Genomic DNA, 23,605 nt, shown 5'->3' on the forward strand with positions numbered 1-23,605 from the left:
GTTTTTGCTTGCGTTGGCGTAGCACTGGTATCGGCGTAACGTCAAGCGTCCAGAATTTCCCGCGCACCGGCAGCAGAGAAAAGAAATGGATGCTAACTCAGCGCCTGGGGCACTCTGGGGCGAGAAAAACGCGAGGGCTGCGTAAGCGACTTCATGTTGCAGAGGCTCTGACGCCGGAGGTTAAACTCTTGACGCGAGACTCCAAGCGGCTTTGCGCGGCTTTCCGCCGCGTTGACAAGTTTATCAGGTATCGGATATTCAACATTAAGTTCACGAGGAGGGCTTCAACTGTGGTCATGCTAGGCACTGATATGAAAGTCGCGGAGACCCCCAAAGACGGTCTCAAAGATTATCTCAAAACCGATCCCTACGCGGACTGGCTCAAGAGCGAAGGGGTGAGGGTTTACCAGGAATATTATTTCAAGAGCTTGGCGCAGGTCGAATTGGGGCCATGGGAGCGCAAGGGTGGCAGCGGTGCGGTCGTCCATATCGACAACAACCACATGCCCAACGACTGCCATGTGGTCGAGATCAAGCCCGGCGGCAAGTCTGAACCTGAGCATCACATGTACGAGCAGACGATTTACGTCGTCTCGGGCCGCGGCGCGACGACCATCTGGCAGGACGATAAGAAGAAATCGAGCTTTGAATGGCAGGCGGGCAGCTTGTTCTCGATACCGCTTAATAGCTGGTATCAGAATTTTAACGGCAGCGGTCAGGAGCCGACCCGCTATATCGCGGTGACCAACGCGCCGCCGATGTTCCGCCTTTATCGCGACAACAAGTTTATTTTCAACTGCGATTACAAATTTACCGGCCGCTATGACAGCGAGGAAGATTATTTCAGCGGCAAGGGCAAGCTCTACACCCGCCGCGTCTGGGAGTCGAACTTCATCGCCAACGCGCCCGACATGGCGCTCTACGGCTGGAAAGAGCGCGGCGCCGGCGGCATCAACGCCATGTTGGAAATGTGCGACAACAACACCAAGAGCCACATTTCAGAGTTCCCCATCGGGACTTATAAAAAAGCGCACCGCCACGGCCCGGGCGCGCACTTGGTCCTGCTCAGCGGCACCGGCGGCTATTCACTGATCTGGACCAAAGAAGACCGCTCCGACATGATCAAATGCGACTGGGCGCTAGGCTCCATGGTCACCGTCCCCAACGACAACTGCTACCACCAACATTTTAACTCAGGCACGACCCGCGCCCGCTATCTGGCGCTGCGCCCCGGCGATATGGGCTTGTACAAAAAAGGCCGCGGCGGCGGCGGCGAGTATGCCGACCGAAGCATCAAAGAGGGCGGCTGGCAGATCGAGTATGAGGATGAGGAACGCGAAATTCACAAGATCTTTGAAGGCGAGCTCAAACGCAACGGCGCGACGTGTAAGATGAAAGCGTTTATCCCATGGTGCACGGGCGAGGTGGGGCCGACGAGCGAGCGGGATACGTAGACGCGCAGTCTGAATGTAAACAAAGCCCCGGCGCTGCATACGTAGCGCCGGGGCTTTGTTTTTTCAGGACTGTCAATCCGAATTCTTCTCGCTCAAGCTCTGTTAAAATCGCGCAAACGATCGTTTGCCGAGGTTATCGCGGCGATGCCCAACGTTGGTAAGGATTCCGATTTTGAGCGCGTTGAGGATACCGACAACCGCGATGATGATCGTTGCATTTTATGGTTGCATTTTATGGGGTCAGACTTTTAAACATTGACAAATTGCCATCAGACTACTGAGACAGTAATTGCCCCGGATCCAGACGGCCATTGGCTGCACCGAACCTAATGTGATCGAGCTTGTTCACAATTCACATAAAAATGGTCCGGACTGGGTTTGATTCAGACATTCAAACGACGTCCGCGAATACCTTTGCACGATCGGGCAACCAGAAATAGTCACCTGCTGGCGGCTTGCCTCAATGAGCTTAACACCAAAGGCTAGACACCGGCGCGGCAAACATGCGCTCGCCAAAAGGCACGAGATTCTCTCCGTCATAGAGCACCACACCAAGCTTCAACTCTGCGCCGCAGAGTTCGGCTAATTTGCGTAGCCCCTTGAAATCAGTTGCGCTCACTGTGGCGCTGGCCTTGACCTCGATGCCGATGATTTCGCCGAGTTCATTTTCTATGACGATATCGACTTCGTTTTGGTCTTTGTCACGATAGTAATAAATTGCGTAAGCCTGGTCAGCCCACGAAGAAAGTCTTAGGATCTCGCCGAACACGAAGGTCTCCAGAAGTACGCCGAAAAGAGAGCGGTCTTTTGCGACCCGTTCAGCGGTCGTAGCCAGCAAAGCGGCGAGCAGACCGGAATCGAGGAAATTGACCTTGGGCGTTTTGATCAAGCGCTTGATACGATTGCGAAACCACGGCTCAACGCGGCGTAACAGATAGAGTTGCTCCATAATGCCGAGATATTTTCTCGTGGTCTTGTCGTCGAGTCCCATCCGGCCGCCGATTTGGGTAAAGTTGGTCAGTTGAGTTGAGTGAAGGGCTATGGCGCGTAGCAGGCGTGGCGTTTGGTCGAGCTTTTCTACCTCGGCGATATCGCGCACGTCGCGTTGCAAAATCGAGTTTATGTACGCGCGCGCCCAGGCCCGGCGCCGGTTCGGGTCGGCACGGCCGAGCATCTCCGGGTAACCGCCGCTGAGGACGAGGTGTATCAGGTCGTGTCCAACCACAACCTCGGACGGCTTTGCCAAGTGTCCCGAAAACGCGCGTTCGATGAAGGGCGACTTCTTACCGCGGATCTCAGCGTGGGCAAGCGGCAAAAGAGTAAAGACTTCCATGCGCCCGGCAATACTCTCGGGCACCTGGCTCAACGTCAATAAATTAGACGACCCGGTGAGCAAAAATCGCCCTGGACGGCGATCGTTATCCACCGAGGTTTTGATCGCCCTCAAGAGATTGGGCGCCCGCTGAACTTCATCGATGACGACGCGGTCGAGCGAGCGCACAAAACCGGCCGGATCGTTGCGCGCCGCATCAAGCACGGTGTCATCGTCTAAGGTCAGATAACCTCTTTCGCCGCCAACAAGCTGTCGAACCAAAGTTGTTTTACCGCACTGGCGCGGCCCATTGACCAGCACCACTGGAGTGTCTGCGAGTGCCGTGCGTACGCGCGCGGCAGAGAAACGTTGATAGAGAGTGCCAGCGATCTTGGCCATGTCGGATTATTGTCTCGTCCAATCCGGATTATAATGACGGCCCATCCGGAATACAATCTCGGCTAATCCGGGTAATGGAAAACGCCAGCGCGAAAACCTAAGCGCACTTGGCGGAGTTGACTAAGTCGACTGGGTTGATCAGCGAAGAAGTTACTGGGTTTCATGCGCAAGATGCCGAAGCGGAGAGGGTCGGAAAACAAACGTCTCAGGCCGGGTGAAGGATCATCTTTACGGGCGGGTTTCCCGGCGCAGCTAGTGACTCTGCCCTCTCGTGTATTTTGCGACACCTCGTTCTTTTATGCGTGTTTCGACGTTGACGATGAAAATCATGAACATGCGGAAGAACTGGCAGAAGAGTCGGCGCGTTGCGGGGTATCGTTCCTAACGACTTGGGACATTATTAGTGAGACCACAACGCTTTTGCGTTATCGACTCGGCACTACGCATGCCGTCACTTTTCTAGACGAAATCAAGCCTACTTTGACGGTCATCAACTATGGCGACATCGCACGCGCGGAAGCTGAAGAGATTTTTCGCCGCCGGGGACGTCAGCGCCGGTTGTCGTTCTGCGATGCCGTTTCGTTTGTCATCGTGACGAGGTTGCTCGACGATATTCCCTGTTTCGCTTTCGATCGCGATTTCCCTACCTTGGGCCTAACAGTCATTGCCGGACGTTGACGCGAAGATCTTGTCTGCAAGCCTTAGGGGAAATCTGCTGGGTAGTTGACTGACTTGACTAACGTTCTCGAAATTCCTCTTGCCGCCCACCGCCCGCATCAGCTGTCGTGCTTGCCGCCGGAGTCGGGGCGGGCGGGCTTGCGCGATCGGCTGGATGGACGGGGCGCGGGCTTCTTCGGCGCCGTCGTCTTTTGCTTGCTCCGAGCTACGCCCCCGACGCGGGCGCGCGGACGGCGCGGCTCGGCGCGGCCGAGGCGTTCCGCGGTTGTGTCGATGGGAATGGGGCCGATCGCGGCATCCTCGTCGTCGATGGCCTCTGGCTGTGGGTCGAGGCGATTGCCGGGCTCGATCTGATCGACTTCCTCTAGTAGCTGGTCGCGCGCAGCGGCGTCCATCGATTCCATGCCCTCGTCGGACACCGCTTCGCGCGGAGCTTGTGGCGGGACAGCAGACCGATTCGCCGTCGTTTGTTGCAGGAGCGGTCCCTTCAAGACGCGCAGGCCGCCGCGGCGATCGCGTTCGAGCCGCAGGAGGCCCTCGCGCTGGCAGGCGCGCAACAGATCGATCAGGCCCTGGAAGCCGTAGCGGCGCTCGTCGAATCCTCCCTCGGCGGCGCGCAACAGCTGCTTGACGTTGCGCAGGTACATTGGCCAGCGTGCGGTCGTCGCGGCCGTTAGAATCTCCGCGACACGCCGGACACCGCCGGCTTGGTCGCCCGTTGGTGCCGCGGCTGTCTGCGCTACGACGGGCGCCTCGACGGCCTCTGCCTGGGGAGATGGTTGAATGTCGTCCCGCTTCTCCGGCGCAGCCGGCGGGTCCGCTGGCTGGTCACCTTCTTCGAACTGCTCGTTCAATTCGACCATTACGCTGCGGCCAGTGTTCTTCAATTGCACGAGTCCGGTCTTGGCTAGCTTTTCGACGAAGTCGAGGAACGAGGACGCGCCGAAGTTGCGTTCAGAGAAAGTCGAGTCGAGCTGGAGCAGGGTGCTCTTCAGGAGCCCGGTCTGGGGCGACACTTCGCGGTCGGAGAGGATCTTCAGCGCCCGGCGCACGATCGGGAACGCCTGCGCGATCGGGCTGGGGGCTGAAGGCGCCACCGGGCGCCCTCCCTTGAAGGCGGAGCGACGGCCACCTGTGAGGTTCTCGTAGGCGATGAACTCATGGCAGTTGCGCTGCAGGATAATGCTCGTGAAAGCGCGGCCGCCGACGACGAAGACCTTCTTGTCGTATTGCTTCAGCTTCTCGACCAACGAGAGGAAGTCGCTGTCGCCGCCGACGATCACGTAGGCGTTGATGTGCGGGTGCGTGAAGGCCATTTCAAGAGCGTCGAGGGCGAGGTTGATGTCGGCGCCGTTCTTGTCACCGCCGGGCGTCAAGTTGCGCTGCACGAGCCGGATGGCGTGCTGCGTGAGATGGCGACTGTACTCCCCTGCGCGCGTCCAATCGGCATAGGCGATCTTGGTGACCACCTCGCCACGCTCTTTCAAGGCGTCGAGGATGGCGCCGACGTCGAAACTCTCTCCGAGGGTCGATTTGACGCCGATCTCGATGTTGTCGAAGTCGATGAAAACGGCGATATTGAGACGGTCTTGATTGGCCAACTGAAAACCTTTCGACTTTCTATCCTATGCCGAGAGGGCCGGCGCCTCGAAGGGCGGGAAGGAAAGGACTACGCTGCATCATCTCGGGTCCCTATGCATAAGAAATTAAGACTATTCTTGTTCCGGCACGTGCGCTTTGCAGGGTCACTCTAGAACTAGCATAGCAGGCTTTGGTGGTTTGATTAAATCCGTGGCACACACGCCAATCTCCATCTATGCGCGCTTGGCCGAACCACATGCCGCCGTTGAACCGATCGGGCGTGCGGCTCGTGATATGATAAAAACCTTACGAGCGCGCAGAGGAAGTGGCGTGGCTGGCAGAGAAGGATGAGGAAACGAAAGCGATCTAGTTTCATTCGCTGCTGTTTCCGGAGCGAGAACGCGCCGGACTGCCTCACTTACGGCGCGTGGGTCGGGTCCCAGCAGGTCCTCAGGTTTTCGTGGAAACCGTCGAGTGTGCGCATGTCGCCGTCGGTGATTGCGAAGTCAAAGACGTTGGCGTTTTCGCTGATGCGTCTGGGATTGCCGGACTCGACCTGGCGTGGCGGAACAGGGACAGTCTCAGTTCGTTTCTGTTTTTGTGAAGACGATAAAGAAAATGTCGGATCGCCGTAGAGCATGTAGCTCGCCCAAACGATCGTCTCTTCGCCGTAGGTTGTGATTAGTTGTTCGCGGGCGCGGCGGATGGCTTCGCCGATCGGATAGCCATCGGCTAGAAACCCATAGAAGCTTTTTGAGAAGCAGGAACCTGGCTCGTCCAGAATTTCCCAGAACGTTCCGATGTAGTGCTGTACGCCCGCTAGCAAATAAGCATTAGCCAAACCGAAGATTTGCTGCTCGTAACCCTCCTGAATCTGCCATTCGACTGTCTGACCGGTTTGGCAAGCATTGGAGAAAACCAGCGCCGGCATTGGCTGGAGCCCGCCCATCGTGGAGATTTCACTCGCCTTTAGCCGGCCGTCACTCAATAGCCAGCCGCTCTCGGACGGATTTTCTGCATGATAGTCCGCGTGCCCGGCATAGTGAACCACGTCATAGTCCCGAATATTCTTTTTGACGTAAGCGATATCAACGGGGTGGATTTTCAGGCTGGCGCGAAACGTTTCCATCCTGCCATCGAGACAATCTCGTATCTCTCTACCTTCGCGGTACGATGCTTCGAGGTCGCCGCGGGGATCCGCGAGGATCAGAACTTTTAGCGGTGCTTTCAATTCACGGTGCGCTACTGAAGTCGGAGACTGCCGCGTTCGAACGATACGCCCCAAAGAAAAACGGCGGCAGAGAAACTGCCGGCCATCAAAGAGCAGCTCCCAGGGGATGTGAACGAGCTTGTCGTCGATGTGAAGAATCAGATTCTGCGCCGCCGCTGAGTCCAGCGTCGCTCGCGCTTTCGGCGGCAGAAGCAGATCGAATAGCAGCTGTCCGGACTTGCGCAGGTCATCGAGAATGTTGGCAGTGACGCGAGAACGCTTATTGGCGCGGTTTAGAAGAGTGATAATTTCGGCGCGGCACGAATCGACCTCGCTCCAATTGACCAGTATTTCCTCGTACTGGCGCAGCGTTCGCGCGCCGCCGTCGTCATTATCATGAACGCTGACTTTGACCGTGGAATCGTCCCGGCTTATGTCCAGGACGAGAGTCGCATCACTCGTGACCGTTCTCCATCCTCAATCGAATGGTTCCAACCGGGCTGCCGGTCCGGGCTAGAGAAAGTTCGTAGTCGCCCTTGGGAATGCGATCAAATACCGCCTCACCACCGCGCGTCAAATAGGAGGCCTGTTCCCGGCCCTCCGATATCAAGCTGATGCGCAGGTTGTCAACCGGATTGCCGCTGCTGTCCTTGACGCCTACAGCCACCTGGCATTGACCCGCCTCGATCAGTTCGACCTCGACGGCAACCTTAAGCTGCCCTACATCTTTCTCTACCTGAAGAATCGTCGTGGCCGATGGCTGCGCCTTGCCTCTCACCCCCGCTGGCAACGCCATTGCGGGATTCATCCATTGGCCCGAGGTGCGCACCAATTCTATGGAATCTTTCACGATGCGCACGACCAGGTCGAGAATACTTTCCTGAGCCTTGGGTGATTGCACGAGAGCCATGGCCCGCTCGATCAATCGCTGCGGCACGCGACCTTGATCGGCAAGCTCTGCGATTTGGCGCAGATTCACCAATTCATCGCTACAGAACGAGCAGGCGGCAAGATGAGATTCTACGGCCTCTTTTTCGTTTTGTGGCAAAGTGCCGGCGAAATAGTTTGTCAGTCGTTCCTCGTCCGGGCAATCATGGCGCGAAGGTGTTTGCCTGCTTTTGGTAACGACGCTTTTTAAGAGTTTCTCGATATCATGTTCCATGACCTTCTCCCAGGCTTTCCGAAAGCTTATCTCGCGCTGGTATGCGAGGCCAACAACTGAGCGGCTAGACTTCTTACCTCGTTCGCGCGATCGCTTTGCGCGATGCGTTGATAAGCTTCCAAAACCTTCGGACTTTCTTCGGCCCAGCGGCTAAGACCGACAAGGGCTTCGCGCCGCACTTGAACGGAATTGTCATTCGATGCGAGCCGGATAAACTCATCAGGGCTCGAAACCAGCGACATTCCTGAGAGGGTCTTTACCGCAGCCGCACGGACGGTTTCAACCGGATCGTTCCTGACCGATTCCATGAGCAGGTTGTAGGCTTCGCTGCTCTGGCTTCTTTGGAGGCTGGTCAACGCCTGCTGCCGGAGAATCGCGTCGTCGCTGCGGAGATTGGATTTCACGAAGTGCGGCACCTCTGAGGGCCCAAGATTGCCTAGCGCATTTAGAACAGCGATCTTATCGTTGAGCGATAACTCTCCGGCTTTCGCGACATCACCGACGTATTGGCTGATGCTGTTGAAGCGGAGCGGGTCGATATCCCGCAGCCGATCGCCCATGGCGGCGAGTACTAAGAGCGCATTGTTCGCCAGCGAATCTCCTTGTCCGTGCAGCCACTGCAGCCAAGTTTCGGCTTGCGGCACCGGCTCGGTAATCTGAGCAAAAGAGAAGAGCGCCAGTTGCCGGTGTCCACGCGGCCAATCGCCGCTAGTGGCAATGGACAATAGCGCCAGTTGCGCTGCAGGCGTACCCGCTGCGCCCAGAACTCCGGCCAGAGCGGAAGCCATGTCTCCGTTCGGCGCAGCGCTGGCAAGCTCATCGAAAATTGGGTCGATCGCAGAGTCATCCGCTTTGATAAAATCCGCGATCCTACCTAAGGCATTTACTTCTTCGGGGGTGCCGGCTTTACCGTCGGCAAAAAGTTGCTTCAGACGGGCCAGCTCGGTTTTGATGTTTCCGTCCGGTCGAGACGATCCTGATCGGCTGTTTGCCGGCGCTACATGGTCGCTGCTCCATGAGAATCTTGTCGGCGCCGATTCAAGAGATGCTGCCTTCGAAGCGCTTGTGATCTCATCGATACCGGCATCAGCCGAACCATTCTTGAGGCGAAACACGAACACCACATCCGAACCGATGCCCAATTCAGGCACGCTCATCTGCTCGCGTCCCTCGATTAAAGTAGGGTAGGGGTTGAGACTAATCGCAGTTGCGCCATAGACGGTATTTGCCGCGGCCAGAGGCGTCTGATTTCCCGCTCGAATGGTTATATATCGGTGCTTGCGTTTGGTGAGTTCAGACGGCCTTGCGGTGGCAACGCGGGAGTATCCGGCCAGATAAGTGCCGGTCGTGTCTTCTTCCGTGCGGCTCCAATGCGCGTCGTCGGCCCGGTCAGATAGAACAATCTGCCAGCGTGCGAGCACATCCTTCCACTGATTACCGCCTTCCGGTGACATATTATCCGGCAGCAGCAGTTTTTGCAGCCGACCGGACTTGAGCACAAAGGCGAGCACCTCTCCCTTCATTTCCGCCGCCATCTGCGCCATGTCCTTGCTCACAGGGGTCTGGTTTGTATCGATTTCGACCAGAGCATTTTCCATCTCGAAACCTACCGTCCAGCCCTCCTCGTTCTCATCGTAAACTCGGGCGACCAGATTGCCGGATTGGCGCACTCGAATATCAACGGATATTGGCTTTGCCGCCGTAGAAACGGCGGAAATGCTGCCAGGAGTGAGTTTGATAATCCGGTTCTGAGAGAAGGAATAAGCGAGTTTTTCGCCCTTGCGCAGACCGAGTGTGGGAGCCGGTTTGTCGGCTTCGCGGGTAACTCCTGGAGAATAGTTCGATTGGGCGGTGGCTCGGATCAGCGAGATAACGGGAGCGGAAAAGCCAGCATATCCGGCAGGTTGGATGATGTAGTAGCTCCCCAGCCAACCGAGAGCGGTTACCGCCAGCAGCGACAAGAGCAAAATGCGGCGCCGACTGCCTCGCCAAGTCTTGAGAATTCCAGCCTTAAGTTTCTCCATAGTGCCACCTCGATTTGATTTTCTTGAGCGAATAGACGGGATCACATTGAATTTCTTACAGGAGGTAGTGCTTTTGGAGTCTGTGACCGGCAGTTAGCTTAATGAAAGGAGGGCAGGGCGCCGTAGAGAGCAGCACCCCGCCCTTAGGAGACCGCGTCGAGTTTACAGTTGCAGCAGTGTGCGGGTTGAGCTCGGCGCCGAATAATTCGCCAGGTTGAGCTGGTAGAGCACGCGGTTTAGTGTCTGCAAGGCTATGGATAGATTAATGGAAACCGGATCGAAAACCAGGTTTGCGCTACCGGACCAGGTTGTCGGGGTGACTCGGACCGAAGGATTCAACGACGTCTTGGCTAACTGCAAATCCGACCTGAGAGACACGTTAAAACCCCTTACTCCGACTCCCGCCGACGCATTGCCGCTGGCCCACGCAGAAGCATTGCCGCTCACCCCGACCCCGGCGGGATCGAGTTGGAATGTGTAACCGATATTTGTCCCGCCGCCGACGGCACCGCTTATGGTGACGGGCACCGGCCCGACCGTCACGGTAGCCGAAGTCTGAATTAGAGTTCGATTGATCGGTTTGCTCCACACATAACTGACACTCTTCGTACCGCTGTCGACGACATAACCAGCGACTTGAAGAGTGTACACGGCGCTTTTGCGTCCGGCCGAGTTTTCTGTTGTGGCAGTAAACTCTACGCCTTTAGCCGATTTGTTCAGAAACTTCACGGTCCCGGTCGCGTTGAGATCGATACGCGAATAGTTGCTGCGGTTCTCTGCGACCACGCTATAGGTGCCGTTCGCCCCTGCCTGGCTGTTGCCGAAATTGAAACTGTTGTAGCCGCTGCGCGTTCCGGCTAACCCTTCGGCATAACACCCGAACGTTATGGCTGCCGCTAAGAAAACTATACGCTTGTTCTTCATGTTAATCGCTCCTTTCTTAGTTTTTCGAGCAGGAATGTTCCTCCGCCATCATGTTGTCACTATGAAATCCCTATCCGCTTGAGAATGTACGCCGTTCGTCCATTGGGCCTCCTTTGCTTGGAATATCTTTCGCTCGAATAGACGCAGCGGCAGCCGACTTCTTACACCAGGTATTTTCAATAAAAAGAAAAGGAGCCATCTCGTGAAAGCGAGATGGCTCCTTCTGCAGACATGTGAATCGATCGGCTAGTTCTTGACTGCGGCAAATGAGATTTGGTCGAGAGCGAGTTTCAAATGCTTCTCTCCCTTTGCGGTCTGATAGGTAATAACCAGCATCTTAGGATCAGGCGCGCTAAAGAACTGGCTGCCACGGACCGTAGCCCCAGCGGTCATCTCGATGGGCCACGCCAGCATTCGTCTCTTCACCTCGGCTAGTAGTTGGTCCATTTCTTTGGCGGAGGCGCCTGCTTGCGCGGCGGGCGCGTTTACTATGAACGCTCCTGAAGCGATTCCGAGCAGCGGCATGCCCGAAAAAGCGCCCAACAGCTGTCCCGCCACGCCAACGCCTTGAATAAGTAGACTCATCCCCTGCATTTTTTCCACTCTTTCGGTTGCCGACGGCAACACGTTTGGGATTATGGGATTGACGTACAGGCCCGTGGAATCGATGACGCTGATTCGCTTGATCGTAACATCGCCGCGCGAGGCGTTTTGCAGACTGATAACCATTTCGTTCCAAGTGGCGCCCTTTACCCACGATCCAGGCCCATCCGGAACAATCACATGATGTAATACCGCTTTCACTTCCTCCCCATTCGCCCGAATCGCCAGTTCAACGGGTTGAGACTCTGGCGACTCGATGAACCGCCCTGGTCCTAAAGCAGAACATCCGGTCAAAAGTAAAAGCCCAAAGAGCCGGAAATGTTTTTGGATACCCACGGAACACCTCCTATTCGGTTTGCGATTTTGCTCGAATAGACGGGAGGCGTGAGTATTTCTTACAGGGAGCGGTTTTTTTCGAGAATATCTCTGAGTCGACCGATCAGGCGACTTTTCTGTGTGTAAACAGCAGCTTCGGAAGTATGCAAAATGGCGGCGATTTCTCTCGGGTCGAGGCCTTTGCGATAGTGTAGATCGACGAGGAGCTTGTCTCGGTCAGATAATTCTTGGATGGCTTCACTCAGGCGTTGTTCTTGTTGTCGTTGGGCCAGGGTATCATCGATGTTCGGACGATCAGCCGGTAGATTATCCGGAATTTCGACCAAGCGCTCCTTTGGCTTTCTCAGACTGTCTATCGTGAGCCGGGCTGCTACGGTCCTCAACCAGCTCGCAAGAGTACAGCCGTTGTCGCCGCGGAACTGCTTGAGCTTGCGGTAGCCATCTGCACTCAGAGCAACAAAAATGTCTTGAAAAAGTTCTTCTATGAGGTCGTCTTGTCGTTCAACATGGTGAGTCGTCAGAGTCTTACGGATTGTGTGATAGAAAAGATTTGAATACTGCTGGACAAACGTGTCCCATGCAGCCTTGTCGCCGCGCAAGCAACCGGCTATTAAACTTTTTTCCTGTTCCGTCATCGTGCCGAACGAACCTTCTGCTCGTCGGACATACCGAAGCTAGCGCCCCGCTGTCAAACCCTTCACATGGCTGTGCACCGCCGCGCCGTCGCATCAATCGACCGCATGGGATAGCTGGCGACATTCCTTCCAGCAGCAAACATCCTTTTGTTGCGTACGATATCCTGCGGCTCGTCCCTTGAACCACGACCGCAGGGCGCTTATGATTGCGCCAAACTTATGGCTCAAAGACGCGCGCGTGCCGATCGGAGCAGCTCATAGGGGCGGCTTTGAGGTTTTTTTCTTTCGAGGTTTTTTCCCTTATCCCGAGATTCAAGGAGCAGCATGTTTTGGAGTAAGACGCTCATCCCAACGCTCAAAGAAGACCCTGCCGACGCCGAAGTCGTCAGCCATAAGCTTTTGGTGCGTGCCGGCTACATCCGCCAGGTGAGCCGCGGCGTTTACGATTATTTTCCGCTGGCGCTTAAAGTGATCCGCAAGATAGAGGCGATCGTGCGCCAGGAAATGGACCGCGCCGGCGCGCAGGAGCTCTTGATGCCGATTACCTCGCCGGCCGAGCTGTGGCAGGAAAGCGGCCGCTGGGAATTTTACGGCAAGGAACTGTTGCGCTTCAAAGATCGCCACGAGCGCGACTTTTGCCTGGGTCCGACCCACGAAGAAATTATCACCGACCTGGTGCGCCGGTCGGTGCGCTCCTACCGCGAGTTGCCGTTTAACCTGTACCAGCTGCAGACCAAATTTCGCGACGAAGTACGGCCGCGCTTCGGTCTAATGCGCGGGCGCGAATTTATCATGAAAGACGCATACAGCTTTCATACAGACGTCGCCGACTGCAAGCGTGAATACGAAAACATGTATCAAACCTACAAGCGAATCTTCACGCGCTGCGGTCTCAGCTTTCGCCCGGTGGAAGCCGACACCGGCGCCATCGGCGGCAGCCAATCGCACGAGTTCCAGGTGCTCGCCGAATCCGGCGAGGACGCCATCGTCAGCTGCGATAGTTGTGAATACGCTGCCAACGTGGAGAAGGCCGAGGTCAAAGGCAAGCCGCCCGAGGGGCGCGACCTCTCGGAGGAGTCACCCAAGCTGGAAAAAGTCGCGACGCCGGGCAAGAAAACCGTTCCCGACGTGGCGGAGTTTCTGAAGCTATCCGCCGAGAAATTTATCAAGACCTTGGTCTACCAGACCGATAGCGGCGAACTGATCGCCGCACTGGTGCGCGGCGATCATGAGATCAATGAGCTCAAGCTGCGCACGGTGCTAGGCTGCCGCGAAGCCGCTTTGGCCGATGAAGCGGCTGTGGCGGCGGCGACGGGAGTGGTGCCGGGCTATTTAGGGCCGATCGGTTTGCAACTGCGCATCGTCGCCGATCTTTCGGTGCACGGCATGCGCGGCGCGGTGACCGGCGCCAACGAAGCCAACGCCCACTACATCAACGTCGACCAAGAACGCGACTTTACGCCGTCGGCCTTCGCGGATTTGCGCTTGGCCATCACCGGCGACCCTTGTCCGCGCTGTGAGAAGGGCAAGCTGCAAACCCACCGCGGCATTGAAGTGGGCCAGGTTTTCTACCTTGGCACCAAGTATAGTGAAAAAATGGGCGCGACCTATCTGGACGCAGAAGGGCGCGAGCGGCCCATCGAGATGGGTTGCTATGGAATTGGCGTCAGCCGCATGGTGGCCGCGGCCATCGAGCAGAACCACGATGGCAACGGCATCATCTGGCCCATGTCGATTGCGCCGTTTCAAGTTTTGATTTTGCCGATCAACTACAAAGACGAGAAACTGCGCGCCGCCGCTGACAAGCTCTATCACGATTTGCAGCAGCGCGGAGTCGACGTGCTGCTCGACGACCGCGATGAGCGGCCCGGCGTGAAGTTCAAAGACGCCGACCTGGTCGGCATTCCGCTGCGGGTGACCCTCGGTGCCAAAGGCTTGGAGAAAGGCACGATCGAGCTGCGCACGCGGCGCGACGGCAAAACCGATGAGATTCCCGTGGCGGACGCCGTAAAAAAAATTCACAGTCTGATTGCTGAGGCAACCCAGAGTTAGTCATGGCTTCCAAGCTCGAGCTATTGCGCAAACGCGGCTCCATGCGCGAGTGCGTGATTGTCGCCCTCGACGTCGACACGTTGGAGCAAGCGAGCGCGCTGGTGCGCCAGCTTGCCGGCGAAGTCGGTATGTTCAAGATCGGCAAGCAGCTTTTCACATCCGTAGGGCCGCAAGCGGTCCGCACCGTGCAAGAGCTGGGCGGCGAGATTTTCCTCGACCTCAAATTTCACGATATTCCCAACACCGTGGCCAAAGCCGCGGTGGAAGCGACGCGTTTGGGCGTCAAGATGTTTAACGTCCACGCTTCGGGCAGCTTGGAAATGATGCGCGCCACGGTGAAAGAAGTGACGCGCGTTTGCCGCCAGGAAAAACGGCGCAAGCCAATCATGCTGGCGGTCACCGTGTTGACCAGTCTCAATCAGGACGATCTCAAGCGGGTCGGCGTCGACGGCAAAGTCGCCGCTCAGGTGGTGCGCCTGGCGCTCTTGACCAAGGAAGCCGGCATGGACGGTGTGGTGGCGTCGCCGCACGAAGTGTCCGATATTCGCGCGGCTTGCGGGCGACGCTTTGTCATTGTCACGCCGGGCATTCGACCTGCCGAAAGCAGCCGCAACGACCAACAGCGGGTGATGACCCCGGCAGATGCGGTGCGCGGCGGGGTCGACTACATTGTCGTGGGCCGGCCGATCATTGAAGCGAAGGATCCGGTGGCTGCAGCGCACAGCATTGTCGCTGAGATGGAGCAAGCCGGTTCGCCTCGCTAAGGCTCGGCATTTAAAATATCTCAGATTTCAAATTTCAACCTGCCGTTTACGCTGAGTTCTAGCCAAGCGCCAGAAGCGGTGAAAGTGATGCACCGGGCTGTGGCCGTGGCCGACGGCAAAACTTTGCCGGAGCGCCTCGGTGATATAATTTTTCGCTAGTTTGACTGCTTGATCGAGTGTCTCACCTTGCGCGAGATAGGCGGCGATCGCCGCTGATAGCGTGCAGCCCGTGCCGTGGGTGTTCTTGGTGCGGATGCGCGGTGCTTTGAGAACTGTGAAGCGCTTGCCGTCATAAAACAAATCTGCCGCCGGACCCGAGCGGTGGCCGCCTTTAATCACCACGCAGCTGGCGCCCATTTCGACAATCATCTGCGCGGTTTTCTCGATGTCATTGGCGCTGCGCAGCTTCATGCCGGTGAGCTCTTCGGCTTCTGGAATGTTTGGCGTCACGATCGTGGCGAGTGGAAGCAATCTTTTGCGCAGCGTGGCGACGGCGTTTTTCTTGATCAGCAGATCACCCGAGGTGGCGACCATCACTGGGTCGACAACGATATTTTTCAGGCGGTGTTCGCGGATTTTTTGGCTGACGATATCAATAATCGCGGCGTTGGCGAGCATGCCGGTTTTGAGCGCGTGGCTGCCGATGTCGCCGATGACCGCATCGATTTGCGCTGCCACGAGCCGAGGAGTCAGTGCCAAAACCGCGGTCACACTCACGGTGTTTTGCGCTGTGATCGCAGTGATGGCCGAGGTGCCGTACACTCCGAGCGCGGCAAAGGTTTTGAGGTCGGCTTGAATGCCGGCGCCGGCGCCGGAGTCGGAACCGGCAATCGTTAGCGCCTTGCGGATCGGTTTCATAGGCGCCGATCCTACCAGATTTCAGATGATCGAAGAACGGCCTAAATCACCCGGCGTCGCCGCGGGTTTCGTTCTGAGGCTGATAGGTTTGAATGATTGGCTGGTAGCCGCTGCGCAGCTGCAGCTCCCGGGCAACTTCCTGGGCGTGGGCCATGTCCGCATAGGGGCCCACCCTAACGCGGTAGGCGATTTGGGCCTTTTCCAGAACGGTCCGTTCGACAAAAGCGTTAAAACCGTTGGCCAGAAAATATTTGGTTAACATATCGGCCCGTCCGCCTTCGCGAAAAGTACCAACCTGGAGGATGTAGCCGTCACGCGATTGTGGCGCGGCGGCGACCGCCTCGCGTGGTGTCAAGGTGAGCGCCGAGAAGTTTTCCAGTGCGGTGGTCACGCGCTCGCTGCCCGATGTCCTGGGCGTCACGGGAGTGCCGGCGCGCAGCGCGGGATAGTGTTCGAAGCCATATTCCAACAGCTGTTTGGTGTCGCCCCATTGATCCGTGGCGCCTAGGATCGAGACAATCAAGGTCGTGCCGTTTCTCTGCACTGCGCCGACGAAGCATTTTAGCGCTGCCGCCGTGTAGCCGGTCTTGCCGCCGATGGCGCCTTCAAAATTCCAAAGCAGACGATTGTGATTGCGCAGAGAAATGCGCCGCGGCACCACCTTCTTGCGTATTACAGTGCTGGAATTAACCGAGCTGATTTTGGTCTGGACAATTTCGCGAAAGGCCGGGTTGCGCATGGCGTAGCGAAACATCAGCGCCAAATCTCTGGCGCTCGAGTAGTGGTCCGGCGCTGTCAGTCCGTGGGGATTGGTGAAGTTGGTGTTGGGCGCGCCGAGCGCGCGGGCCTTTTTCGTCATCAGTTGCCCGAAACGTTCCACCGAGCCGGCAATGCCTTCCGCCAGCACATTGGAGGCATCGTTGGCGGAGGAAAGCAGCGCCGCGTACAGAGCATCTTCGACCGTGATGGTTTGGCCGGGCCGCAGGTACAATTTCATCGCCGGGACGCGGGTCGCTTCCTTGGAAACGGTCAAAGTTTCGCTGAACTTTCGTCCGCTTTCCAAGGCGATGATCGCGGTCATCACTTTGGTCGTGCTGGCAGGCGGCAACTGCACATCGCCATCTTTTTGATAGAGGATCTTGCCGGTGGTCGCATCCATCAACACGGCGGCGCGCGCGGTCAGATCTTCGTCCGGTGCAAAGCTCCAGGCATTGTGATCGGCCAGAAAAAACCAACTCAGAAGAAAGAAAAGCGCGGTGCAGCGTTGATCGATGGCTCGCCGAGCAGAAGTGCAGGGCGTAGCGGAGCTCAGGCGGCGTAAGAAAGTCATTTTTACAATTTAATAAAGGCGTTTTATAGCAAAAAAGTAAGCTGTTGAACAGGGCCTTAGAAGAAAAATCTGCATTTTTTTGCAAATATTTTTTCGAGTTGGTCTAAAGGCTGCTATTTTAGCTTCCAATCGTGATTCATTTCTTTGGACGGCATCACCCCATGCTTATTCAGCTCGCGCTCGGCGCACGCGTTGACACCGGCTTGCTCACCCATGGCTTCCCGGCGAATGCGATCTTGACAGGGTTCGCAGATGGCGCCTTTCAGAACGTCCGACGGTTTCGCGCAGATCATGCAACGTTTTTTTGTGTCCACCACTCTGGCGCCATTATCGGCCATCGCCTGTGAGCACGGTGGCGTTAGATGTGCCGTGCAAAGACTGTTCCCTATTGCAGGATGCGAATTTGCGCAGGGCTTTCGAGGATCACCTCTAGACCGTACTGTGGGTGATCTTTGACAGTGCCCTGGAGCTCGACTTCTCTGCCATCGAAGCCGCTCGGCGGCATTTTCTTTTTTTCGAACGAATCCACCGCCGAAGCGAAAATTACCGCGGTGAACGACCCACGCGATGGACCGAAATTGAGAAAATAAGTGTTGCTCTTGGCCGAATGGCCGACTTTGAAAACCCGGCCGCGAATGCGTGCCTGGTTGCCGGCCAAACTGCGAATATGCTCGACGTCGCGCGCGGCGACCACCGGAAGTTCGGGCGCTTTTTCAAGCGCGGTTGCCGGCGCTGGCAGCGGTGAAAATTTGACGCGATGGCTTTGCGGTTCCGGCGCGCCACTGGGTGCCGCCGGCTGACCGATGGGACTGGGTGCGACCGCGATGGCGGAGTCCGGCGTTTGCCATCGGACATACAACGCATGCGTCAGAAAACCGGCGGCGAAAAATATCAGCGCGCTGATCAGAGGCCAAAGCGAAAGGCGTCTCACCGTTTGCGTTCCCATAGCTGCATAAAGACTTTGCGGTATTCCTCGGCAAGCGGACCGGCGTCGCGAAACATCAAGAGATTCTCGTCGTTCAATTTATCTGCGGAGTGGGTCCAATTATAAGAGCCGGTCAGAAGGGTGTTCCGATCGATGACGGCAAACTTCTGATGCATCAAGCCGTTGTCGCGATCGGCGGTGGCGGCTTTCTGTCCGGAGTGGCGGCGCACGGCGATTCTCTGCTGCTCGAGATATTTGACCTTGGATTTGTCGTTGCGCGCGTCGAATTCCTGATCGACGACGACCTGGACAACCACACCGCGCTTTTTGGCCTGGGCTAAGGCCTCGGCCAGCTGCTCGCTGGTGAAAACGTAGACCGCGACGAGAATCTCTTTCTTCGCTTGGTCGATTTCGCGGCTGATATGAGCCGAGCACTTGCCCTGCGGGCTGAAGCAAGCCTGGACGACCATGTCGGCAGCGACCAGGGACGAGTGAACAACCACGAGCCAGGCCGCCACTGAGACAATGCAAAGTAGGCGTTTCATAGATGAGCGCGGCCCAGGTTGAGTGGATTTCTGCGCTGTCCGCCCAGGCACATGGACAAAATCAACTGCTCCATCACCAAACGCGGTTGGCTGCCGCTGGACTTCAAACGCAAGTCGGCGTCAAAGATCCTTTCCATGTGAGCGCGCAGCTCAGTTAGCGAAAATTGCTCGGCCCTTTGAAAGTTCATGTAGTCGCCATAAGGATTACGCGTTAATGGCGGCGCGCCAATTTGTTGGAACTGCTGATAGCTCATACCGCGGCGCCAGCGGCCGCGCAGCTCGCCATCGAGCAACTGGCGCGCTGCCAAAAGCCGACGCACTTCGCCGGCGATCGTGCCCAAGAGCTTGAGCGGGTGCTCGCCTTGACCGGTGAGCCGCGCCAACTGGGCCAGCGCGGCAAGGGCGTTGCGCTCGCCCATGGCGCGGGTGAGATCGAAGATCCAACCCTCGCCCTGGTCAAGCAAAATCATGTCGACGTCTTTGGCGCCGATGGTCGGACGCTCGCCGCAGTAGAGCACCAGCTTTTCCAGCTCTTGATTGAGCGTGCGCAAATCGTCGCCGGCGCGCGTCGCGATCATCTCGCGCGCCGCCGGTTCCAGCGTCTTGCCGGTTTGTTTGATGCGGCGATTGATAAACTCGATCAAGCTCTCGCGGCTTACCTTGCCGTAGCGGTCGCGCTCCAGGCCCAGAAACAGCGCCGCGCCGAGTTCTTCGAATCGTTTGAAAAGTTTTGTGCGCCGGTCGACCTGCAGGGCGGTTAGCAGCAGGAAATCCCACTGGGGCAAGCCGCGGTCGAGCAGCTCGCCGAGGCGATGGTTCTCCATGCCGGCGCGGCCGGTGAGCTCGATGGCCTTTGATTTCGCATGGCTAATGACCGCCTCGGCATCGGCGCGCTCGGCGCCGTCGTCGGCTTCGAGCAGCTCTAAAATTGCCGCCGTGCTAGCTGCGTCCAATTGCTCCCAACGCTCTTGAGTCCAGCCTTCGACCACCAGCAAATCGCCTAGGAGCTTGGCCGCTTCGTCGCGTTTGCCTTCGCGCCACAGCTCAAGAACTTTTTCACCGAGCTCGCCCTTTTGATCGCGGGAAAAAAAATAGGGCGCGTTCTCGACCCAAATAACTTTTGTGCCGGGAAAAAAGGGCGGCGTCATGAGCGACGACTCGATGCGGTCCCAGGGGACGGTGCGGGCGTCGAGCCGTTCGAGGTTAAAACCGCGGTCGCTTTCCGGGACCAAGGTGTTGACGATGGCGCGGCAGGTCTCTTGGGTCTGCAAGTCGTCGCCGAAGACCAGGGCGACGCGGGGGTGTTTGCCAGCCTTGAGCTCGGCTAGAATCGTAGTCAGATCGCGTGCCATCGGATCAGTGCTTGGGCACCCACATCTGATTCTTGTCGCTCCAGACGTAGTGGGACTTCCAGACTTTTAACCCAATCGTATACTTACCGCCCGATTTGGTGACGAAGATGCGCTCGGTGGAGTGGGGGATTTCGGTGCGCGCGATGATCATGACTTTTTTCGAGATCCCCTTGTTGATCAGGATGCGATCGCCCTCCTTCATGGCGGCGCGCGGCTCCCGGCGCCGCCGATTGTTCTGGTTCATCGGCTTACTCATGGGGCGCAAACTATCATCGCCGAATTCGTGAGGCAAATCGCGATGATGGATTCGCCTTGACAATTTTGCCTCCCTCGGATAGCTCTCCGACTTAACTGCGAGCCCCCATGAATATCGACGTGCATGCCCACTACGTGCCGAGCGAGAGCCTCAAGACCGCGGCTGAAATTGGCAAACGGCACGGCCTGAAGCTAGGCAGCGACGAGCGCGGCCGCGCCATCGTGACGCGCGACGACAAACCCTATCTGACCCAGCTGAAAGCGGAGTTCTCGGACTTGGAGCTGCGCCTCTCCATCATGGAGCAGCAGGGCGTCGATATGCAGGCTTTGTCGCCGGCCAGCACCTATTTTTTCTACTGGTGGGATGCGGCGGCGTCTTTGGAATACGCCCAGTGGCTAAACCAGCAGTTGGCGGATGCGGTCAAAAAACATCCGCAGCGCTTTGTCGCGCTGGGCTCGGTGCCGCTGCAAGACAGCGAGCGTTCGGCCAAGGAACTGGAGCGCTGCGTGACCCAGCTGGGCCTGCGCGGCGTGGAGATCGCCTCGAACATCAACGGCCGTTACTTCGACGATCCCTCGTTCGATCCTTTTTGGGAAGCGGCGCAGGCGCTCGATGCGCTGATCTTTGTGCATCCCAATAGCGTGGTCGGCGCCGAGCGCATGAAGAACTTTAATTTGGCCAACCTGATCGGCAACCCGACCGACACCTCTTTGGCGCTGGCCAAATGCATTTTCGGCGGCGTGCCGGAACGATTCCCACGGCTCAAGTTCTTGCTCGCCCACGCCGGCGGCTTTTTGCCCTACACCTGGGGCCGGCTCGACCGCGGCTATCAAATCGCCAAGGCCGACACGCTGAAGATTGCCAAGCGACCCAGCGAATACGTCAAGCAGTTCTACTTTGACACAATCTCACATAGCGCGATGGCGTTAGAATATCTGGTGGCCAATTTCGGCGCCGATCATGTGCTCTTGGGCAGCGACTACCCGTATGACATGGGCGATCCGGAACCGGTGCAGTCGCTGCAACAAACTAAGATTGAAAGCAGCCAAGTGGCGCAGATCGCTAGCGGCAACGCTTGTAGGTTGTTGGGCATCGGTGTTTAGATAGCAAGAGTAATCGTTTACGGAGGGGATTAATGAGGCTGGTTACCTTTTCTCGGAAGAATCAGGAACGCTTGGGTCTCATGGGCCCGCAGGATCAAATTATCGATCTGGCCGAGGTGAATAGCCGATATTTGCGCGGTGGCAAGCCGGAATTTTTAACATCGATGCAAGCATTCATCGATGCCGGCGCCAAAGCCGTCGCGGTGGCGCGCAAAGCCGAGAAATACATCGCCGGCAAAAGCGAAGAGGATCAGAAAAAACTCGCCCGCGCCGGCGCGCTAGTAAAGCAAAGCCAAGCGAAGCTGCTGGCGCCGATTCCACGGCCGCGCAAGAACTGTGTGATGCTCGGTGTGAACTATCGCGAGCACGTCGACGAAGGCGCAAAGGCGCGCTCTCTGGAAATCAAGTATCCCGAGTGGCCGGTATTTTTCACCAAGCCGGCGACTTCCGTAACCGGTCATTTGGGCAAAGTGATCAATCATAAGTGCACCACCAAGCTCGACTGGGAAGTGGAGCTGGCGGTGATCATCGGCAAAAAGGGCCGCGATATTCCGAAGGACAAAGCTTACGATTACGTCTTTGGCTATACCGTTTGCCTCGACATGACGGCGCGCGAGCTGCAGCGCCAGCACGGCCAATGGTTCAAAGGCAAATCGCTCGACACCTTCTGTCCGTTGGGCCCATGGATCGTCCATAAGAGCGCGATGCCCGACCCGCAGCAAGTTCGGCTCATCTGCCGCGTCAACGGCGAAGTCATGCAAGACGGCAATACTCGCGACATGATCTTCGATATCCCGACGACGATTGAAAGTTTGTCCGCCGGTATCACGTTGGAACCCGGCGATATCATCAGCACCGGCACGCCGTCCGGCGTCGGCTTTGCCCGGGTGCCGCCGGTGTTCTTGAAACCAGGCGACAAAGTCGAAGGTGAAGTCGAAGGCATCGGCACTTTGGAAGTGAGCATCGTCGCACCGTAAACGCTTGATCATAGAAGGGGGTCATGGCGAACATCAGGCCTCCCGCCGTAGCTGGATCGTTTTATCCTTCGGCTGCCGACGAACTCGACAGCGTTCTCGAAGACTGCTTTTTGACTCACCGGCTTGGGCCGCGCGGAATTAGCTCTGTGCGGCCCAATTTGTTTGCCGGCATCGTGCCCCATGCCGGTTACCTGTATTCCGGTGCCTGCGCCGCACACTTCTATTCCTGTCTCGATAGTAAAAATCTCGACCGAGTGGTTCTCCTGGGTGTCAACCACCGGTCCCACGGCCACAAAGCGGCGCTCAGTCCGTGGGATGGGTGGCAGACTCCGCTCGGTAAAATTCCCGTCGACCGCGCCCTCGGCGAGTCGTTGGCCAAGCTAGTCGGCTGGTTGGCGTACGATGAACGGCCCCATGTGAGCGAACATAGCATCGAAGTGCAGCTGCCGTTTTTGCAACGGACCCTCGGCGAATTTGCTTTCCTGCCAATTTCATTGGCGCACATTTCGCTGGCAGATTGCGCCGCGCTGGGGCAGGCGATCGCGCAAGTTTTGCAGCGCGAGAAAAATTGCAAGACGGTGATCCTGGCGAGCAGCGACTTGAATCATTATCTATCGCCGCAAGAGACCCACCGACGGGACGAACTTGCTATCGCTCAAACCCTCGCGCTCGATCCGGCGGGGCTCCTCGACGTGGTTGTGAAAAACGACATTACCATGTGCGGTGTCTTGCCCAGTGTGGCGATGCTTTACGCTGCCACAGCATTGGGAGCCAGGCAGGCGGCGCTGCTCAAGCATTGCCACTCTGGCGACGTTAAGCCGATACAGCAAGTTGTCGGCTATGCCAGTATCGCGGTGGAATCGTAGCGCGCTGAAACTTTGGTCGGAATTGACTTGCTCTGGCGCCTTTGTTAAGCCTTCTTAAATGCTAGGGGTGTCCGGGCGCGAGCGGACTGAGAGCCTGAAAAGTTTTCAGGTAACCCTTTGAACCTGATCCGGGTCGCACCGGCGTAGGGAAGCGCGCGAGACGACGTCGCGGTTTTTGACCGCGAGTTTTTTCCGACCGTTTCAAACCGTATTCCCTCACCATCTTCGGGTGGCCTCAGGAATACGGTTTTTTATTGCC

General features: G+C 57.2%; 22 protein-coding genes and 1 riboswitch. Of the genes, 7 read left to right on the forward strand and 15 right to left on the reverse strand.

Annotated features, from left to right (window positions below; translation table 11 throughout):
* Positions 1–89: 89 nt before the first annotated feature.
* On the forward strand, positions 90–1,454 hold the full coding sequence (locus FJ145_09005; GenBank protein ID MBM4261556.1) for a cupin domain-containing protein: 1,365 nt from the start codon (positions 90–92) through the stop codon (positions 1,452–1,454).
* A 469-nt stretch (positions 1,455–1,923) separates the two neighbouring features.
* Here the strand turns inward: FJ145_09005 and FJ145_09010 are convergent, their stop codons facing one another.
* Positions 1,924–3,165 (reverse strand): ATP-binding protein, encoded by a 1,242-nt coding sequence (locus FJ145_09010; protein MBM4261557.1) that lies wholly within the window; start codon positions 3,163–3,165, stop codon positions 1,924–1,926.
* A gap of 162 nt (positions 3,166–3,327) precedes the next feature.
* On the opposite strand from FJ145_09010, the gene FJ145_09015 reads away from it, so the two are divergent.
* Positions 3,328–3,843: a PIN domain-containing protein gene (locus FJ145_09015; GenBank protein ID MBM4261558.1), complete on the forward strand. Its 516-nt coding sequence runs from the start codon at positions 3,328–3,330 to the stop codon at positions 3,841–3,843.
* 98 nt (positions 3,844–3,941) lie between these two features.
* On the opposite strand, the gene FJ145_09020 is transcribed toward FJ145_09015, so the two are convergent.
* The 7 genes from FJ145_09020 to FJ145_09050 form a co-directional block, all read right to left on the reverse strand.
* Complete coding sequence (locus FJ145_09020) at positions 3,942–5,444, reverse strand: NYN domain-containing protein (GenBank protein ID MBM4261559.1); 1,503 nt, start codon at positions 5,442–5,444, stop codon at positions 3,942–3,944.
* A gap of 398 nt (positions 5,445–5,842) precedes the next feature.
* On the reverse strand, positions 5,843–7,075 hold the full coding sequence (locus tag FJ145_09025; protein ID MBM4261560.1) for a CHAT domain-containing protein: 1,233 nt from the start codon (positions 7,073–7,075) through the stop codon (positions 5,843–5,845).
* A 13-nt stretch (positions 7,076–7,088) separates the two neighbouring features.
* Positions 7,089–7,796 carry a hypothetical protein gene (locus FJ145_09030; GenBank protein ID MBM4261561.1) on the reverse strand — a complete coding sequence of 236 codons (708 nt, stop codon included), beginning with the start codon at positions 7,794–7,796 and terminating at the stop codon, positions 7,089–7,091.
* Positions 7,797–7,822: 26 nt separating this feature from the next.
* Complete coding sequence (locus FJ145_09035) at positions 7,823–9,820, reverse strand: hypothetical protein (protein MBM4261562.1); 1,998 nt, start codon at positions 9,818–9,820, stop codon at positions 7,823–7,825.
* Positions 9,821–9,982: 162 nt separating this feature from the next.
* A complete protein-coding gene (locus FJ145_09040) occupies positions 9,983–10,744 on the reverse strand; it encodes a hypothetical protein (GenBank protein MBM4261563.1) in 762 nt (253 codons plus the stop codon).
* 246 nt (positions 10,745–10,990) lie between these two features.
* Positions 10,991–11,683, reverse strand: a complete 693-nt coding sequence (locus FJ145_09045) for a hypothetical protein (GenBank protein ID MBM4261564.1) — start codon at positions 11,681–11,683, stop codon at positions 10,991–10,993.
* A 59-nt stretch (positions 11,684–11,742) separates the two neighbouring features.
* Complete coding sequence (locus tag FJ145_09050; protein MBM4261565.1) at positions 11,743–12,318, reverse strand: sigma-70 family RNA polymerase sigma factor; 576 nt, start codon at positions 12,316–12,318, stop codon at positions 11,743–11,745.
* A gap of 324 nt (positions 12,319–12,642) precedes the next feature.
* Between FJ145_09050 and FJ145_09055 the strand changes: the two genes are divergently transcribed.
* Both FJ145_09055 and pyrF read left to right on the forward strand, forming a co-directional pair.
* On the forward strand, positions 12,643–14,370 hold the full coding sequence (locus tag FJ145_09055; protein ID MBM4261566.1) for a proline--tRNA ligase: 1,728 nt from the start codon (positions 12,643–12,645) through the stop codon (positions 14,368–14,370).
* A 41-nt stretch (positions 14,371–14,411) separates the two neighbouring features.
* Entirely contained in the window at positions 14,412–15,134 is a 723-nt protein-coding gene (gene pyrF, locus FJ145_09060) for an orotidine-5'-phosphate decarboxylase (protein ID MBM4261567.1), read from the forward strand.
* Between the two features lie 27 nt (positions 15,135–15,161).
* Here the strand turns inward: pyrF and thiD are convergent, their stop codons facing one another.
* The 7 genes from thiD to FJ145_09095 all read right to left on the reverse strand — a co-directional run bounded on the left by thiD (position 15,162) and on the right by FJ145_09095 (position 20,388).
* The gene (gene thiD, locus FJ145_09065; GenBank protein MBM4261568.1) at positions 15,162–15,992 is read right to left on the reverse strand and encodes a bifunctional hydroxymethylpyrimidine kinase/phosphomethylpyrimidine kinase; all 831 of its coding nucleotides are present in this window, start codon (positions 15,990–15,992) and stop codon (positions 15,162–15,164) included.
* Positions 15,993–16,038: 46 nt separating this feature from the next.
* Positions 16,039–17,322 carry a D-alanyl-D-alanine carboxypeptidase gene (locus FJ145_09070; GenBank protein MBM4261569.1) on the reverse strand — a complete coding sequence of 428 codons (1,284 nt, stop codon included), beginning with the start codon at positions 17,320–17,322 and terminating at the stop codon, positions 16,039–16,041.
* A gap of 113 nt (positions 17,323–17,435) precedes the next feature.
* Positions 17,436–17,615: a hypothetical protein gene (locus FJ145_09075; protein ID MBM4261570.1), complete on the reverse strand. Its 180-nt coding sequence runs from the start codon at positions 17,613–17,615 to the stop codon at positions 17,436–17,438.
* A 92-nt stretch (positions 17,616–17,707) separates the two neighbouring features.
* Positions 17,708–18,253, reverse strand: coding sequence for a hypothetical protein (locus FJ145_09080; GenBank protein MBM4261571.1), 546 nt, complete (start codon positions 18,251–18,253; stop codon positions 17,708–17,710).
* Positions 18,250–18,792, reverse strand: a complete 543-nt coding sequence (locus FJ145_09085) for a DUF1669 domain-containing protein (GenBank protein MBM4261572.1) — start codon at positions 18,790–18,792, stop codon at positions 18,250–18,252. Before FJ145_09085 ends, FJ145_09080 begins: the two co-directional genes overlap by 4 nt.
* Positions 18,789–20,144: a DNA polymerase III subunit delta gene (gene holA / locus FJ145_09090; protein ID MBM4261573.1), complete on the reverse strand. Its 1,356-nt coding sequence runs from the start codon at positions 20,142–20,144 to the stop codon at positions 18,789–18,791. The genes FJ145_09085 and holA overlap by 4 nt, the downstream gene beginning before the upstream one ends.
* 4 nt (positions 20,145–20,148) lie before the next feature.
* Positions 20,149–20,388, reverse strand: a complete 240-nt coding sequence (locus FJ145_09095; GenBank protein MBM4261574.1) for a hypothetical protein — start codon at positions 20,386–20,388, stop codon at positions 20,149–20,151.
* A 119-nt stretch (positions 20,389–20,507) separates the two neighbouring features.
* Here FJ145_09095 and FJ145_09100 point away from each other — a divergent pair, with 119 nt between their 5' ends.
* Genes FJ145_09100 through amrB form a run of 3 tightly spaced genes read left to right on the forward strand, consistent with a single transcriptional unit; the run spans position 20,508 to position 23,346 of the window.
* Positions 20,508–21,503 (forward strand): amidohydrolase, encoded by a 996-nt coding sequence (locus FJ145_09100; protein MBM4261575.1) that lies wholly within the window; start codon positions 20,508–20,510, stop codon positions 21,501–21,503.
* A 32-nt stretch (positions 21,504–21,535) separates the two neighbouring features.
* Positions 21,536–22,480 (forward strand): fumarylacetoacetate hydrolase family protein, encoded by a 945-nt coding sequence (locus FJ145_09105; protein MBM4261576.1) that lies wholly within the window; start codon positions 21,536–21,538, stop codon positions 22,478–22,480.
* 23 nt (positions 22,481–22,503) lie between these two features.
* Positions 22,504–23,346 (forward strand): AmmeMemoRadiSam system protein B, encoded by an 843-nt coding sequence (amrB, locus tag FJ145_09110; protein ID MBM4261577.1) that lies wholly within the window; start codon positions 22,504–22,506, stop codon positions 23,344–23,346.
* Between the two features lie 53 nt (positions 23,347–23,399).
* Positions 23,400–23,513: riboswitch (TPP riboswitch) on the forward strand.
* Positions 23,514–23,605 lie beyond the last annotated feature (92 nt).

The sequence above is a fragment of the Deltaproteobacteria bacterium genome (genome assembly GCA_016874755.1).
Taxonomy (GTDB): Bacteria; Desulfobacterota; Binatia; order UBA9968; family UBA9968; genus DP-20.